The sequence below is a fragment of the Rhodococcus sp. NPDC019647 genome, assembly GCF_044389235.1.
Taxonomy (GTDB): Bacteria; Actinomycetota; Actinomycetes; order Mycobacteriales; family Mycobacteriaceae; genus Rhodococcus_F; species Rhodococcus_F oxybenzonivorans.
Genome location: NZ_JBIRXS010000026.1, coordinates 1 through 16499 on the forward strand (window position 1 = coordinate 1; position 16499 = coordinate 16499).

Sequence of the window (16499 nt, forward strand, 5' to 3'; positions counted from 1 at the left end):
TGGGCAGACCAGCGGTCACCGCATGCCCGCAACTGCCCATACATCCACTCGCCCGGCCGGAACGGGCTTCGGCATCACGTCGGTGGATTCAGGCTAAAACATCCGGTCACGCCCTAGTTGTAATTCCTGGGACGTTGTGAACGGGGACGCGGTCGATGGGTGACTGATCCCGGTGTGCGGTCGGTGATGATTGTAATGATGCAACCAAGCATGGTAGGTCGCCGAGCGGGCCGCGTCGGTGACGTAAGTGTCCGCGTAGGCCCATTCTGCGGCGAGGGCCCGGTTGAAGCGTTCGACCTTGCCGTTGGTCTGCGGTCGGTACGGCCTGGTTCGTTAGTGAGTGACCTCTGGCCCGAGTGCATCTGCGAACACCTTTGAGCGGTAACAGGAGCCGTTGCCCATCAACACCCGCGTCGCAGTGATGTGGTGGGCGGCGAAGAAGTCTCTCGCTCGGATCCAGAAGCCGGCGGCGGTCTCCTTCTTCTCGTCGCCGAGGATCTCCGAGTACGCGAGCCGGGAATGATCGTCGACGGCGTGGTGCAGGTACGAGAAGCCGACTCCGGAGCCGGTTGCGGCGCCCGGCGGCGCGGCCCAGTTTGCGGTGTCCACCGCCGTCGGGGATTCGACCGAGTTTCTTGATGTCGACGTGGACGAGGTCACCGGGCTTGTCGTGCTCGTACCGGATTGCCGCTCAAGCGCTGTGATTGCGGCCAGCCCATAGATGTGCTCGGCAGAGGTGATGCCTTGCTGTAGTCGGGCCATCTGGATCCTCGCAGCGCCTCGGAGCCGGTGGTTGTACTCCCTCATGTCGATTGAGAAGGCGGCTGCAACGTTTTCCGGAGCGGGCCCTCCAAGCGGATCCCAGAGAAGCGCAAAGTTGAGAAGGTCATTGTCGTTACGGCTGTTCCACACTTCTTCCTGCCTGAGTTCGCTTACTCTGATTTCTTTCGCAAGTTCTTGGGACCTGTCGGAACGTCAGCCGCCTTGGCCGGCCAGGTAACAGATCGCCGAGGGGCCTCCGGAATGGGTGAGGAATCGCTCGTTCGTCGGTGGTGCGGGTATGCGCTTGCTAAACTGCGTATCTCGTCTGGGACGCAGTTCGATTCAGGGATGACCTGCCACAATCTCTCGATGAACCGGCGCGTTGTCATTCCGAAGTGCACAAGGAGTTCCTCGTCGGGAGGGCCACCGTACGGTGCCCACATGCTGGCGAACTCGATGAGACGCTCTGCCTCGACGTCAGGATGTTTGCGTTTGCGGTTGACTTCGAGCCAAGCAGCGCGGCGCCTCTGACGCCACTGGCGATACTCACGAGAGTTCATGGGATTCACGTCTAATCGGGACGGAGGAATACCTCGGATTATGGATGTCCTCGCCGCATCGAGGGATATGCGGGAGTGCCAGTCGTTCTCGCCCTGACCGTCAAATTACTTATCCCGCATCGCACTAGCCACATGGCCGCAGCCATCTCGGAATCACGCCCATATAGCCGCTGAGACGTCTCCGTGCCGCCTCCCCACTAGAGGGCCGCGGAAAACGCAACAACCGCCGCGCGCCCTAACACGGCGGAACTTCAAGCCCAGGAAACCGATTCCGTCGAATCGAGCCTGGGGAGCCGGTCGAACCAAGGGTTCTCGCCCGGGTGGCCGATGTTGACCACCAGGGTCGAATGCCACTGTCCCTCGGGGAAGAACTCCTTGTCGATCCCGTCGGCGTCGAATCCTCCCATCGGTCCGGCCGCCAGACCCAGCGCCCGCACGGCGAGGATGAAGTAGCCGGCCTGGAGGGCGGCGTTGAAGTCCCCGGTCTGCTTGCGTATCTGTTCGTTCCCCTCGAACACGTCGCGGAGTTCGGGACGAAACGGAAACAGTGCCGGGATGTGGTCGTGGAAACGTGGGTCGACCGCGAGGACGGCGACGGCAGGCGCCGATGCGGTCTTCGCCTTGTTTCCCTCTTCCATGTGCTCGACCAGACGAGCGCGGCCCTCATCGGTGCGCACGAACAGCACCCGGAGCGGCTGCGTATTGGCCCCCGTCGGCGCCCAACGCGCGAGTTCCCAAATCTGCGCGAGTTCCTCGTCGCTCACCAGTGTCGGAGCGAAACTGTTGGCGGTGCGCGCCTCCGTGTAGAGCAGCGCGCGTGCCGCCTCGTCGAGTCCTCTTCCTGAAGAAGTTGCGTGACTCATTGACTTCCTTTCTGCTTGTTACTTCTAAACGACCAGTTACAGGGCTGAAGCTAGCGCCATTAATAGGGGTGTAGGGGTGGCTGACGATGGCGAAGTGACGCACGAACCCCGTGCCTGCGATGCGGCACTCGCGCGCGCCTTCACGTTTCTCGGCAAGCGCTGGAGCGGTGTCATCCTGGGCGTGCTGAAGGAGGGACCGTCCACGTCCTCCGGCTACGGCGCGGAGTGGGCGGTATCAGCGATTCGGTGCTGTCCGACCGGCTCGCCGAACTAGCCTCGGCCGGACTCGTGCTGCGCTCGGTGGATACCCGCCGGTCTCGCTCGCGTACGAACTCACGCCGGCCGGGCGGGCGCTCCTGCCGTCCCTGAACGCCGTGACGGCGCCGGCGCGCGAAACCTGTCAGCATAGCCCGAAGAATCCGCCACGATGGGGAGGGTGTTTGTGCGCGGGGGTCTGTTGGGTCGTGAGTACGCGACGCACCCTTCGCCGAGACGGCCGGATACGACCGACACAACGGACTATTGTGATGTCCCGTCTTTAGGGCGCAGTCACGGGACGAAGGCCAAGACGGTCCTCGCCGATCGATAAGGTCCAACGCTGAACCGACCTCTCCTTGATGATGCCGCGCGCGTGGAAAGGGTCGTTGTCGGCGAGCTCCTCCACGCGTTTGACGGACTCAACGTCGACGACGAGTAGTCCGCTGGGCGGACCCGGCTCGCCCAAGCCGCCAGCCAAGACAAGCTCACCCGCATCGGCGAGCTGGCGGAGGTACGCACGGTGCTCGGGGCGGTGCTCGGTGATGAGGGTGACGTCGTCGATGTAGCGGTAGATGAGAGCGAAAAGTGGCATGTTCGATGCTCCTTCGGCATTACATGTTGGTAGGTCGGTCGGTGGGTAGGATGCCCGTCCTCCCCTAGGCGGGACGACGGGCCTCGGAGACGCGGCCTCCTCGACGTCGGTACCGAGGGTGACTGCGAGCCCGGTGCAGTCACGCCCGTCGGCGTGCGCTGCCGACGCTTCAGCGAATAGCTTCCCCGCAGCAGCAGCCGTGCCCAGTCGTAGTTCGAACTTCGCCGCCGGACGGTAGACAAGCGCACATCCTTGGTCGGGATCAGGCCGAAGAGCAGCTCACTCGCCGGGTCCGTCGCGGCGGCGAGCCCGACCGCTCCTTCCGCTGCTTGCTCACGTCAGGTATCCGGCTGCATTGCCGGACCGCCGGAGTGCTCCCGTCTCGGCACCAGTGAGCACTGCGGTCTCGCCGTCAGCTGCTGCGCTTCACATCCGCCGACCGGCTGTTACGCCGCCGTCGACTGGGATCAACGCTCCAGTGACGAACGACGATTCGTCGGACAGCAGCCAGCGGGCCGCCTGGCCGATTTCCTCAGGCTCGGCCAGACGGCCGAGCAGGTGCAGAGCTCGTACCCCTTCCTGGAACTCGGGTGCGTCCAACGAGCCGAAGACCGACTCCACCATGGGGGTGCGCACGATCCCCGGAAGAAGTGCGTTGACCCTGATCCCGTCGGGCCCGCCCTCGACCGCGGCAGCACGGGTCAGACCGCACACGGCATGCTTCGAGGCGATGTACTCCGCCGCGTTGGGCATCGCGATGACCCCCAGGCCCGACGACGTGTTCACAATCGAGCCGCCATCGGTCATGGCCAGCATCTGGTGCTTCAGACAGTGGAATACCCCCAGCACGTTGATTCGCATCACCTTGGAAAACTCCTCTGACGTGAGGTTCACGAGGAGCTTTTCGTGCTGGGGCACCCCGGCGTTGTTGAACGCGCCGTCCAGCCGGGCGAAACGTTCGACGGCATGGTCGACGAGCGCGCGGGCCTGGTCCTCCTCTGCGAGGTCTGCCGCGAAGAACGACGCCTTGGCGCCGCGAGCGGAGAGCTCTTCGGCGAGCTCGGCGCCGCCGGAGTCAATGACGTCACTCGCGACGACGTGGGCACCTGCGTCGGCCAGGAGTCGGGCCGTTGCACCGCCGATACCACCGAGGGCGCCGGTGACGATCAGAACCTTCGACTCAATGCTGCTCATAATCTTTCTCCTCTGTTCTGGTACAGCTGCGACTGCGCGGTCATCTGCTGAGCACGGCGCCGAGCGCCTGCATCAGAGAGTCGCTGGCATCGGCGACCGGCTCTCCCGCCCGGTAGGCGACGTGGTTGTCTGGCCGGACCAGGACGGCACCGCCCTCACCGACCTCACGAAGTCGCGCCCAGGTCCCGTCGACGTCGGCGAAGTCGCCCCTCTCCCCGATCACGGCCACGGTGACCGGGACACCCAGCTTCTCCGCTGCCGCCGCGGCCGCCATCGACCACGGTCCCCCGCCAGTCGAATCGGTGAGCAGCAGGAATCCGTGCCGGTCGACGAGGTCGTGTGTCGATAGCCGCTGCCCCTCGCGTTCCAGCCAAGCATGCGGAAGCCTGTGTCCGGGGCGAGTTGTGGGAAGGTACTTTGTCCCCATCGGGTCATTTGCTGGCGGCACGGACCCGTCCGCGACGAACGCGCCCTGGTCGTAGCGGAAGCCGAGTTCCAGGTCGTGGGCCTGGAACTCGGTCCGCTGTGTGCGGAGGACTTCGGCGGCGCGAGCCCGGCGCGTCTCGCCCCGCGGTCCCTCGGCGAAGAAGGCTTCCATCGCTGCGCGGTTGGCCTCCGGTGGTTGACCCGGCACCAGCCCTAGCCCTGCGTCGATGACCAAGTGGTTAAGGAAGGTGAACATCGCCCAGTCCACGTTGCGGGCCCCGACCGGCTGCCGTTCGAGCTCGTAGCTGTCCAGAAGCTCGGGCGCTGCCTGCTCCTTGATTACTGCGGCCAGTTTCCAGGCCAGGTTGTGTGCGTCCTGGATCGCGGTGTTTAGCCCGAGTCCGGTGGTCGGCGGATGCCGGTGCGCGGCGTCGCCGGCGACAAACACCCGGCCGACCTGGTAGTGGTCGGCCAGCACGCCCTCCAGTACCCAGTGACTGACGCGTAACACTTCGATCTCCAGGTCGGGCAGGCGGAGTAGTTCCTTGAGTCGCGGGACGATCATGTCCTCGTCGAACCGCTCGGGGTCGCCCGGGGCGAAGGCGAAGCTGAGCTGCCACTCTTCGGAGTGCTTGCCCCAGGTCGGTCCCATCGGGACCATCCCGCCGCTTCCCCAAGCCCCTGAGCCGTCGGGATCGATGAACCACGTGATCAGACAGCCGTCGTCGACGTAGGCGGAGAGGTCGGCCTTGAAGTGGCAGCCGACCATGTCCAGCATCCCGCTGGGTCCGTGCAGCGCGATCCCGATCTGCTCGCCCACGGTCTTGCCGCCGTCCGCGGCGATCACGTACTGCGCGCGCACCTCGTATACGGCGGCGGTGGTGCGGTCCTGGATGGTGGCGGTCACGCCGCTGTCATCCTGGGTAATGGTGAGCAGCTCGTGTTGGAATCGCACCCGACCAGGCGCGCGTTCCTCGGCGTGTCGTTTCAGAATCGGTTCCAGGCGGATCTGCGGCAGGTTGCTCGACAGGGCCGGGCTGTCGGCGACGTAGGTGTCGTACAGGCCACCGCCGCCGAAGGCATCCATTGTGTAGAAAACGCGCCGGTCAAGGGGTCCGTCGCCGCCGAGTGAGGTGGTCCAGCGCACGCTGCCGAAGTGTTCGGGTCCGGCACCGGCCGCGTAGACGGACTCGGCGATGCCGTACTGCCGGAAGATCTCCATGGTGCGCTGGTTGAGGTAGTGGGCTTTGGGTAGGTGTGAGGTGTCGGCATGCCGCTCCACCAGCAGCGACTCGATCCCTAGTTCGGATAGGAAGATCGAGGTCGACAGGCCACAGCCGCCGCCACCGACGATCAATACGGGTACTTCAAGGTGAGACATCGACGTCTCCTTTTCGTGCTCGGAAGGGCGTGTTCAGGAAGACAGGGCTTCGGCCGGGGGCGGCAGGTCCGGTGTGGTGCTTAACGCCCAGGCGCGGGTCTGCAGCTTCTCCGCCGACGTCCCGTCACGCCGTTCGGTGATCATCAGGTCTGGGGAGAAGCCGACTCCGACGGGGTCCCGGCCGTACTCTTCGCCCTCCATGTAGGCCGTGGCCGCGTCGGGGGTGCGGAAGTTGTCGACCTGCAGTTCGACGAAGTTGCCGTCCGGATCGCGGTAGTACAGAGAGGTCGTCACCCCGTGCTGCACCGGCGCGACCGGAGTGATGCCCTGCTCCTTGAGCTCGGCATAACGTGCGAGCAACGAGTCGAGGTGATCGAAGGTGTAGGCAGTGTGGTGCATGCCGGAGGCTGCCGGGTTCTTCTTTTCCAGCTGCACGGGGGGCTGAATGAGGGCGAGCCGGTGGTGCTCCTCATCGAAGGTCAGAAAGCACAACCCCTGTCCTTCGTAGACGGTGTGCGCCTCGAGGACCGTGTTGTACCAGTTGCGCATCTCCGCCAGCTGGCTGGTCTGCAGAACTACGTGCGCGAGATAGGGTTTGGTGCTCATCCGAGTACTCATCTCCAATGTTGGTGCGTTCGTTCAGCCATGGTTGCGGGCGCGCCGGAACGTATGATGCATCTCGCCGACCAGGTCCGCGGCGGTGACGAGGTCGTCGTCCGGGCTGATCAACAACTTCGGCTTACGCGCCCACCCGATCCCGGACGGGGTGCCGGTGAAGATGAGATCCCCCGGGTACAACGTCACCACGGAGGACAGAAACTCCACGATCTCCGGCAGCGAGAAGATCATGTCGCTGGTGCGTGTCTTCTGGACCAGTACACCGTTAAGCGAGCAGCTGATCTCGATGTCGTCCGGGTCCTCGAACTCGTCAGGAGTGACCAGCGCGGGCCCGATCGGAGCGAATCCCGCGAACGACTTGCCCATGTTGAACTGTTGAGGTGCCGGTCCGGCGCCCTGCAGCTCCCGTTCGGAGAGGTCCTGGCCGACGGTGATACCCGCCAGATGCGCCCACGCCTCCTCGGCCCGCACACCGGCGGCCGTCCGCCCGACCACGGCCACCAGCTCCACCTCGTAGTCGACCGATCCCTCGGGCAGATCGATCACGCCGCGAGGCCCGGTGACGCTGGACGGGAACTTGGTGAACACCATCGGGGCCTGAGGCAGCTCCAGCCCCGCCTCGATCGCGTGCTCGCGGTAGTTCAGGCCGATGGCGAAGACCTGCCGGGGCTGAGGGGCGGGGGCGCCGAGAGCGTCGCCGTCGACGTCGACGGTGTCGGCCGCCGACCAATCGCCCGATGCCCAGTCCCGGAACTCGTCCCAGCTCTCATAGATCGCCTGCGGATCCGATCCGAAGCGGCCACGGCTGGCCGTTTCGACGTCGACCCCCCGCTCGCCGTCGACGTCGATCGTCAGCCGGCCGGCGACGTTCAGGATGCGCATGTTTCTTCCTTTCTGCGCCGTGCCCCGATCTCGGAGTACCACGGCAGCACGTCGGGGTGGTCCACTACGCCGGAGTTGACCGCAGTGTCTTGGCCGATGCCCTGCAACAGCCGTTTGACAGGCACCTCCAGCCTCTTTCCGGTAAGCGTGCGCGGAATCGCCGGCGCCAGCAGGATCTCGTCCGGTACGTGCCGGGCGGAGCCCTGCCGGCGGATCTCGTCAGCGATCCGGATACGCAATTCCTCGTCGAGGCGGGCGCCGTCGACGAGTGTGATGAACAGCGGCATCCAGTACCCGCCGCCGTCCAGCTCGGCACCGATCACCAGGCTGTCAGCGATCTCCGGGATCCGGTCGACCGCAGCGTAGATGTCCGCGCTGCCGATCCGTACGCCGTGGCGATTGATCGTCGAGTCCGAACGGCCGTGTACGAGGGCCGTGCCCCGCGAGGTGATTGTGATCCAGTCACCGTGCCGCCACACTCCGGGATAGACGTCGAAGTAGGCCTCACGGAATCGGAGGCCGTCCGGGTCGTTCCAGAACCGCACCGGCATCGACGGCATCGGCGCGGCGACGACGAGCTCTCCGATGCGGTCGGTGGCGTGCCGACCGTCCTCGTCCCAGGACTCCACCCGAGCACCGAGCAGCCTGCACTGCATCTCTCCGGCATACACCGGCGCGAGCGGGTTGCCGCCGACGTAGCTGGTGCCGACGTCGGTGCCACCGCAGGGCGCGTCGAGCCAGAGGTCGGACTTGACCCGGTCGTAGACCCAACGCCAGCCGTCCACCGGCAGCACCGAGCCGGAATAGAGTACAGACCGCAGCTCGCTCAGGTCATGGTCACGGCCCGGGACCAGACCGGCCTGTCGGGAGGCGGTGAGGTAACCGGCGCTGGTGCCGAACTGCGTCGCCCCGGTAGCGGCGACGATCTCCCAAAGTCGGTCCGGGCGCGGCCGGTTCGGCGAACCGTCGTAGAGGACGACGGTCGCGCCCACCATCAGCGCCGCCACTGCAGCATTCCACACCACCCAGGCCGTCGAGCTGAACCAGAAGAACCGGTCCCCGGCACGTACGTCGGCGTGCAGCGCCAACCATTTCAGGTGCTCCAGCACGATGCCGCCCTGGGAGTGCACGATGCCTTTCGGCGGCCCACTGGTCCCGGACGAGTACAGAATCCACAGCGGATGATCGAAGGGCAGTCGCGCGAAGACCAGCTCTGCCGGGTCCGCGACGATCTCGGCCCAGGTGGTTACTGTGACCGGCAGGTCGAGATCGACCGCGTCGTGGATCCGCGGCACCACGACCACCCGCTCGAGCCCCGGGAGGCTCTGCGCGAGCTGTCGGATCGCCGGGACGCAGTCGATGTCGCGGCCGGCGAACCGGTAGCCGTCGGCGGCCACAAGTATCCGTGGTTGCACCTGCGACAACCGGTCGATTACCGCGTCGGTGCCGTAGTCGGGGGCGCAACAGGTCCACACCGCTCCCACCGCGGCGCTGCCGAGCAGTGCGATCACGGCTTCGGTAATGCTCGGCAGATACCCGGCGACACGGTCGCCCGGGCGGATCCCCCACTCACGCAGCCGGGCGGCGAAAGCGCCCACGTGCCGGTGCAAGTCGGTCCACGAGACCTCGAGGGTCGGACAGTCCTCGCTGACCTGGATCAGCGCGGGGCCGGCGGCATCGTCACCGCGCAGGGCCTGCTCCGCGTAGTTCAGGCGGACCTGGGGGAACCACCCCGCACCGGAGAACCCGGACCGGGCCGGATCCCGCTCCGGCGACCAGTCGCCGTCCGCGGCGACATCGAGGAATTCAGCCAGCGACGCCCAGAACCCGCTGCCTGGCCGGACCGACCAGGCCCATAGCGCCTCGTAATCGTCGGCCGGCACACCCGCCCGCTCGGCGATCCAGTCGGAGTAGTGACCCAGTCCGCTCGCAGCGCGCCGCTCGGTGGACGGGGTCCAGAGAATCTCGTTGTTCGTCTCGGCGGTCACTGTCCATCTCCGGGCGTCATTGGCGATCTCCTTCGAGCATGCCCGTCGCACTCGACGACTGGGCCAATGCCATTTGTTGTAATTGATAGCGGCAATGTCCTGCTCATGCTGTCGCACATCCCACAAGCACAGACCCCACCGCCCAGGACGACGGGGCGGCACAGATGACACATGGAGTCAGTGCCACACCAGATGTCACGAGAGGTCCTTCTGGCACCGGTCGGCAACCCGGACAAGCGACTTCCCCATGTTCCGGCCCTCGAGCAGTCGGACCAGCGCCGCAGGCGCATCGGTCAAGGAAGGAGCTATCTCCTCGAGATGGCGAATCTTGCTATTTTGCAGCCACACCGACATTTCAGCGATGATCTGATCGAACCGGGCGAAGTGGTCGGTTGCAAGGAAGCCTTGAATCGAAATCCGTTTGACCAATATGCGGCGCTCGATTCGCGGACCGACGGCTTTTCCATCTGGCGGCAAACTGATTGTTCCACAAACCGCAACGCGGGCACCGACATTGAGGTTCTCCAGCGCGGCGTCGAACGTTGCTCCGCCGACAGAGTCGAAGAACACGTCGACACCGTCCGGACATTCGCGGCGGATCGCCTCGGCCAGATCACCTTCCTCGCGATAGTTGATGGCTGCGTCGAAGCCGAAATACTCGATGCACTGGCGGCATTTGTCGTCCGAACCCGTCAGGCCGACTACCCGTGCACCCCTGAGCGCCGCTAGCTGACCTGCGGCGGAGCCCACGGCACCCGCCGCAGAAGTGACCAGGACAGTCGAGCCGGGCCCCGGCCGTCCGATATCGATCATCCCGACATAGGCCGTGAGGCCAGTGACGCCCAACACGCCGAGCGAAGTCGAGATCGGCGCGAGATCAGGATCGATCCGGCGCTGAATCTCCGACTTATTCATGGTCGCCCACTCCTGCCAGCCGGTGAATCCGACCACCAAGTCCCCCGCACGAAACCCTTCGAGGTTGGAGGTGACGACCTCGCCGACGCCGAAGCTTCGCATGGGACTTCCCACGGGGACTGGTGGCAGATAGTTCGGAGCGTCGAGAATCCAACCGCGCATGGCGGGTTCGATAGAGACGATGAGAGTTCTGACGAGGATCTGTCCTGGGCCCGCTTCAGGAATCTCTCCCTCACGCTCGACGAAGTCTTGCTCGATCGGCAAGGTGGTTGGACGGCGGTCCAGCACGATCTGGAGGTTGCGGGACACGGTTGCTCCTCAACGAGTCAGACTAGATTGTGCACAATATGCTGTATTTGTAGGTACGGAAATATTTGTCGAAGCGGATCCGTGTCGCCGATCGAGCTCAGCCACGGGACTTCCCTTCACCGAGGTCGCCGCGTTCATCTGGCATCGCTACCTCCGACCTTCGAACTCGCACCGGGCTGTCTCTGACCCAGGGATGGTCAGGGTTGAGCGGGTTGCAACTGCGGAGGAGTGAAGAAGCCCTCAACGGTGACGAACTTCGTCCCGTCCCACCTCAGGATCGAGATTCCCGGGCGGTGAATGCCGGGAAACTCCGGTGGCGCGGCACCGGCGGGGCTTCCGAGGAAGGTCGGGATAGTGGTGGTGCTGCCCGGCGCCAGAGTCGTCGTAAGGTACTCCTTGAGGGTGGCTGCGTTGACCTTGTCTGCTCCGATGGTGTTGGCAGCGTCCGCCAGGAACATGACGTTGGCGAAGCCCCACTCGGCCAGTGCGGAGCGGGCGATGTCCCCGAACCCGTACTTATCCATCGCCTCCCGGAAGATTTTCACATCGGGATCGTTCAGATCGTCAGGGTTGGTGAACTCGCTGATCACGTTCGCGCCGACGGCCGCGGGGCCGGCGGCTTCGAAGACCTCCGCGTCCATTGCCACACTGTGGATGTAGATCTGTTCGGGCTCGATCCCTTGCTGTTGCAGCTGACCCCACACCTGCGGGATCTGACTGCCGTTGACCAGGGTGAAGACGGCTTCGGGATCCGTGCTGGTCACCTTGGCGACCGAAGCGGAGAAGTCCGTGATCTGGGGATTGAAGAAGACCGTGTTCACGGTCTCGACGCCGGCCTCCTTCGCCGCCTTTTCGAGCTGCTGCGCGTAGGTGCGGCCCACCGGTTGGTCCTGCATCAGCAACGAGATGTTCTTCAGCTTGGCCGTGGTGCCGAGGTAGTGGCCGAGTCCATAGAACTCACCGACCCCGCCCGGCCCGATGGCGAAAGAGTTCGCGCTTTGGATCAGAGTCGGCTGATTCGGGGAGTTCATGGTGATGATGTTGTTCTTCTCGAAAAGGGCATCACCTCCGGTACTCGAGAAGTCGTCGATCCCGATGACGGCCAGCGATTTCTGCGCGACCGCCTGCTGAGCACACGCCGCGGAGGCGCCCGGGTCGAACTTGGAGTCACAGCTCGTGATTTTGATCGGCCGCCCGCCGATACCACCGTTGTCGTTTATGTACGCCGCGGCAGCCTTCGCCCCGTTCGGCATTGCCGAGGGGGCGAAGCCTGGGACACCGCTGACTTCACTGATGTCGGCGATGACGATGGGCTCGCCGGTCAGCTTCGCCGCCGCCTCGTCCAGTAGGGAATTCCCACCCGAGCTCGTGGCCTCACCGCTGCCGCACGCTCCGGTGAGGAGTGCGGCGACGGCAAGCACTGCCGTGAGTCCCAGTCTCTTTCGATGATTCATGTGCACTCCTGATCAATGGACGATGGGTAGGTACGAACGTCCTCGCGGCAACCTCGGCGAGCAGGTGCAGAGGGCCGTTCGACGCCTCGCGTGTGGGGGTGTGGTTCGTGAAGTCTTGAAACAATCATGCTGGCGTGGAACTGGCATCTCAGGCCGTGGCACGTAGTCGCGTGCGGATGGCATTCTTGATCTCCTGGTTCTTCAACGCGATGCCGTCGGGCTGCAGGACGACGGTCACCACCAAGAGCAGGCCGGTGAGGACATCCCAGTACTGCGCGATCCCCGAGATCTGGTTGAGGAGCACGAAGAACACGCCGCCGGTCACCAGGAACCCGGCTTGATACGCGCCGCTGATCGCTGCAATTCCGCCGATGAAGGCCACCGCCACCACCGACAGAGACAACGCAGTGACGAAGTTGTTGCCGGAGGTCGCACCCGCCTGGTACGCGAGCAGTCCACCGCCGACCGAACCGATGGCGGCCGACAGAGCGAAGGCGTAGATCTTGATACTGGCGACGTTGACGCCGGCGACCGCCGCGGCGCGCTCGTTCGCCCGGACCGCCAGCATCTTGCGCCCGACGGCACTTCGTCGAAGACTGGCCACCCCGAGTGTCACCAGACCCAGAACAACGAAGACCATCAGAGCGAACGCGGTCGGGTTGGTCGCGGCGTCGAGCGAGAGCCCGAAGATCGACGGGGCTGGCACAAGCCGCCCGGTCTGTCCACCGGACACCTCGTAATTCTGGAACACCGCGGCATCAACGGCAATACCTATACCGAGCGTGATCACCGCCAGGTTCACCCCGCGGATACGCAATGCCGGCAGGCCGATGAGCGCACCGATCAACATCGTGATGAACGCGGTGAGGACGATCGGCAGTGGGAATGGCAACCCCAGGTTGGTGCCCAGCAGCGACGCGCCGAACGCGCCGACCGCCGCGAAGCTCAGGGGGGCAAGATTCGCCTGGCCGACGTAGCCCGTCACCACCACGAGGGAGAGGGCCACGATGACCGCGATCATCGACGCGGTGATAGCCGCCTTGAGCTCGTTGCCCGTGAGCAGCAAGGAACCGATGATCACGACCGGAACCAGGATCAGCCAGACCGGCGTGACACGGCCGTCGGTTGCCCTGGCCGGCCGCGGCGGTGTGAGTGTGCCCCGGAGCGGAATTCGCTTCCCTGCCACCGCGATAGCGATGACTACGACCACCAGCGGGAGTGCGATTGCCATCCCCTGAAGCGTCCAGAAGCCCGTCACCACCGACTGGCCGATCCCGATGAGGACTCCGGCCACAGCGGTAAGAGCGAAGGAGGTGAAGCTCCCGACGAGCGCGGCGGCCAGTGCGGGCAACACGATGAAGGTCAGTGCGTTCACGTTGAGCCCAGAAATCGGAGCGATGAGCGCACCCGACAGACCCGCGAGAGCGCAGCCCAGCGCCCAATTCGCCGCGGCGACGCGGTCCGGGGAGATCCCCAAGAGAGAGGCAGCACGCTCGGACTCAGCAGCCGCACGCGTGGCCAGCCCGAAGCCGGTGTGACGGTAAAGCCAGGCGAGCAGGGCCGTGATGACGACAGCGGTGCCGAGAAGGTAGAGCCGGTCTACTCCCAAGGAAACACCCAAGAACTCGACTGTAGTGACGGGCAGCAGACGCGCCGCCTGCTGCCCGGTCGCCATGCTGTTGTGCCAGAGCAGCACCGCGAGAGCGTTGAGCGTCAGTAGCAACCCGATCGAGGCGATGACCTGGGAGAGCGCAGAGGCGTTCCGTAGAGGCTTCATGACCAGCACGTAGATGCTGACGCCCGCGAGCGCGCTGAGGATGCAGGTCACGAAGAGGGCAAGTGGCGCTGGAACCCCCTCCCTGACTAGTGCACTGCAGACGAAAGCACTGAACATGGCGATCGCGCCCTGGGCGAAGTTGACGACTCCGGACCCCTTGTAGATAAGGACGATTCCGAGCCCGAGGAGGGCGTATGCCGCTCCGGCACCGAGCCCGAGCATGACGAACAACAGCAGCTGATCCATGGCTATTCTCCAATCGCGGCGGGATCGACCTCGCCGAGGTAGCTGGCCTCGAGCAGGTCACGGCGCTTGCCGAGCTCGGCTGCCGATCCCGCCAGCCGGATCTCCCCGTGACTGAGAACGATGGCCCGGTCGGCGATGTCCAGGGCAAGGTCGGTGTGCTGCTCGACCAGCAGTACACCGACGCCGAGCTCGGTGGCCGCGCGCCTCACTGGCGGCGCGAGGGACTGAGCGACGACGGGCGCAAGGCCCATGCTCATCTCGTCGATGAGGATGGCTTTCGCCTCCCGGCTCAGTGCCCGCCCGACCGCCAGCATCTGCTGCTCGCCACCGGACAGCAGACCCGCTCGGATATCCAGCTTCTTCCGCAGCGGAGGGAAAAGGTCGAGGGCGACCTCGGTCGACTTTCGGGCCGTGGCTCTGCTCAACGCGACCGCCAGGTTCTCCCGCACCGTCAAGCCGGAGAGCACGGCACGATTGTCGGGCACGAGGCAGACACCACGCCGGCTGACCAGATGCGGCCTGCCCCCAGCCACCGGCGCTCCGAGTGCCTCCACGGCACCCGAGATCGGCGTCAGCACACCGGCCAGCGTCAGTAGCGTGGTGGACTTCCCTGCGCCGTTCGCGCCCAGGATAGCGACGATCTCCCCCGGTAACACCTCGAAACTGATGTCACGGATCGCCGGGATGCCCCGGTAGCCGCTGGTCACGTTCGCCATACTCAGGACCGGCGTCGTCACAGCACACTCTCCATGGGTGCGGCGGCCTCGGATCCCAGATAGGCCTTCACGACCCGCGGATCCTGCAACACCGCCGCAGCCGATCCCTGCGCGATGATCTGACCAAACTCCAGCACATAGACGTAATCGCAGACACTCAGCACCAGACCCATGTCGTGGTCGACCAGCAGCACCGTCCGGCCATCGGTCGTGAGCTGACGCAGCTGACGTCCCAGTTCGATGCTCTCCGCGGAGTCCAGGCCAGCCGCCGGCTCATCGAGCAACACCATTCGCGGATTGGCCGCCACCGCCCGCGCCACCGTGACCAGCTTGCGTTGGCCCAGCGAAACACTGTCCGGCATTCGGCCCGCCAGATCCTCGATCCCAAGACTCGCTAGCGCCTGCTCGACACGGTGCGCGGCATCGGCCGACCGGGAAGGCCAGAACGGCGCCCGCACCATGGACAGCCAAGACGCCCCCTCCGCCGCGACCAACAAGTTCTCGCGAATGCTCAGGTCATCGAACAGCTCGATGCTCTGAAACGTTCGGGCCAAGCCGACTCGCGCCCGCTTGTGCGGCGGCATCCGTTCGACGTTCCGGCCAGCGAATCGCACCGAGCCCGACGACGGCACGAGCCCACTCACGGCATCGATCAGGGTGGTCTTACCGGCGCCGTTCGGACCTATCAGCCCAACGAACGCCCCCTCGGGAATATCGAGAGACACCGCATCGACCGCGCGCAGCCCGCCGTATTGCACCGTCAGTTCCGTCAGTTCCAGCAGTCCCACTCGGTGGCCTCCTCATTGAGCGTCGGCGCCTCGGTGATTCACGTCACCGGCTGCACGACTTTGCGACTTGGCACACAGTACATTGTGCAACAGTGTTTTGTGAAGACGGTCTTGCAACGACGATGTGGAATCGCGTGATTGACAGCAGATCGCACTGGTCTCGGAGCAGTTCGACGCCATGGTCGCGACGCGATCGGGTTGGCCACCGCCGCGGTCCGCGTCCTCCCGACTACCGGAGACGATTCGCGAAAGATGTTCTTGGAGATTGTTTTTGGCGCGCCCCAACCTGGCCGGGTAGGGCTTCTCCTGATGATCTTGACATCGCACCTGGATCATGATGAGAAGGATTACCTGGCCACCTTGCACTCGGTCGCCGATCGGCCCATGGCAGGGGTCCGGGCTCGCCGCTATCCCTCCGATACCACCGACGTCGAGTGGGCACTGCTGGAGCCGGCGCCACTCAGTGCGGGCTGCCCGACCCCGGTAGGTGGCCCCCGGAGAACACCACCATCGGGACATCGTTGACGCGATCCACCGACAACGGCGGTCGATTGCGGGCTCTCCCCTGCGGCCCCCGGCATGGAAAATGATCCTGCTCGCGTTGTACCAGCCGGCGATGTAGCGGAACAGCTCCGCCTCCGCCTCCCATCTGGCGACGAATACGGAGGCGCGGTGCATCAATTCGATTATCAGGTTGACCACAGATTTTCGGCGAGCGCGTTATCGAAGCCCCACGCTGCCGGTGGACGGGCCGATGCCCGGCATCAATC

The 16499-nt window shown here is 65.0% G+C and carries 12 protein-coding genes and 2 pseudogenes; 1 reads left to right on the forward strand and 13 read right to left on the reverse strand.

Annotated features, from left to right (window positions below; all coding sequences use genetic code 11):
* Window positions 1-106: 106 nt before the first annotated feature.
* Together ACH49N_RS30355 and ACH49N_RS30360 are read right to left on the reverse strand one after the other, a co-directional pair.
* Window positions 107-682 (reverse strand): annotated as a pseudogene (locus ACH49N_RS30355) (integrase core domain-containing protein); the annotation flags it as partial.
* Window positions 683-1573: 891 nt separating this feature from the next.
* Entirely contained in the window at window positions 1574-2185 is a 612-nt protein-coding gene (locus ACH49N_RS30360) for a malonic semialdehyde reductase (protein ID WP_358276528.1), read from the reverse strand.
* Window positions 2186-2261: 76 nt separating this feature from the next.
* Here ACH49N_RS30360 and ACH49N_RS30365 point away from each other — a divergent pair.
* Window positions 2262-2580: pseudogene (locus tag ACH49N_RS30365) on the forward strand (winged helix-turn-helix transcriptional regulator); the annotation flags it as partial.
* A gap of 143 nt (window positions 2581-2723) precedes the next feature.
* On the opposite strand, the gene ACH49N_RS30370 reads toward ACH49N_RS30365, so the two are convergent.
* The 11 genes from ACH49N_RS30370 to ACH49N_RS30420 all read right to left on the reverse strand — a co-directional run bounded on the left by ACH49N_RS30370 (window position 2724) and on the right by ACH49N_RS30420 (window position 15729).
* Window positions 2724-3035 (reverse strand): YciI family protein, encoded by a 312-nt coding sequence (locus ACH49N_RS30370; RefSeq protein ID WP_358276527.1) that lies wholly within the window; start codon window positions 3033-3035, stop codon window positions 2724-2726.
* Window positions 3036-3461: 426 nt separating this feature from the next.
* Window positions 3462-4229 (reverse strand): SDR family NAD(P)-dependent oxidoreductase, encoded by a 768-nt coding sequence (locus tag ACH49N_RS30375; RefSeq protein WP_206017166.1) that lies wholly within the window; start codon window positions 4227-4229, stop codon window positions 3462-3464.
* Window positions 4230-4269: 40 nt separating this feature from the next.
* A complete protein-coding gene (locus ACH49N_RS30380) occupies window positions 4270-6036 on the reverse strand; it encodes an FAD-dependent monooxygenase (RefSeq protein WP_358276526.1) in 1767 nt (588 codons plus the stop codon).
* 33 nt (window positions 6037-6069) lie between these two features.
* Window positions 6070-6642, reverse strand: coding sequence for a VOC family protein (locus ACH49N_RS30385; RefSeq protein ID WP_358276525.1), 573 nt, complete (start codon window positions 6640-6642; stop codon window positions 6070-6072).
* Window positions 6643-6675: 33 nt separating this feature from the next.
* On the reverse strand, window positions 6676-7536 hold the full coding sequence (locus tag ACH49N_RS30390) for a fumarylacetoacetate hydrolase family protein (RefSeq protein ID WP_358276524.1): 861 nt from the start codon (window positions 7534-7536) through the stop codon (window positions 6676-6678).
* Window positions 7524-9524 (reverse strand): acetoacetate--CoA ligase, encoded by a 2001-nt coding sequence (locus tag ACH49N_RS30395; RefSeq protein WP_358276523.1) that lies wholly within the window; start codon window positions 9522-9524, stop codon window positions 7524-7526. The genes ACH49N_RS30390 and ACH49N_RS30395 overlap by 13 nt, the downstream gene beginning before the upstream one ends.
* A gap of 195 nt (window positions 9525-9719) precedes the next feature.
* A complete protein-coding gene (locus ACH49N_RS30400; RefSeq protein ID WP_358276535.1) occupies window positions 9720-10727 on the reverse strand; it encodes an NADP-dependent oxidoreductase in 1008 nt (335 codons plus the stop codon).
* Window positions 10728-10945: 218 nt separating this feature from the next.
* Entirely contained in the window at window positions 10946-12202 is a 1257-nt protein-coding gene (locus ACH49N_RS30405; RefSeq protein WP_358276522.1) for an ABC transporter substrate-binding protein, read from the reverse strand.
* A gap of 148 nt (window positions 12203-12350) precedes the next feature.
* Window positions 12351-14225 (reverse strand): ABC transporter permease, encoded by a 1875-nt coding sequence (locus tag ACH49N_RS30410; protein WP_358276521.1) that lies wholly within the window; start codon window positions 14223-14225, stop codon window positions 12351-12353.
* 2 nt (window positions 14226-14227) lie between these two features.
* Window positions 14228-14962, reverse strand: a complete 735-nt coding sequence (locus ACH49N_RS30415) for an ABC transporter ATP-binding protein (protein ID WP_358276520.1) — start codon at window positions 14960-14962, stop codon at window positions 14228-14230.
* Window positions 14959-15729: an ABC transporter ATP-binding protein gene (locus ACH49N_RS30420; RefSeq protein WP_358276519.1), complete on the reverse strand. Its 771-nt coding sequence runs from the start codon at window positions 15727-15729 to the stop codon at window positions 14959-14961. Before ACH49N_RS30420 ends, ACH49N_RS30415 begins: the two co-directional genes overlap by 4 nt.
* Window positions 15730-16499: the final 770 nt, after the last annotated feature.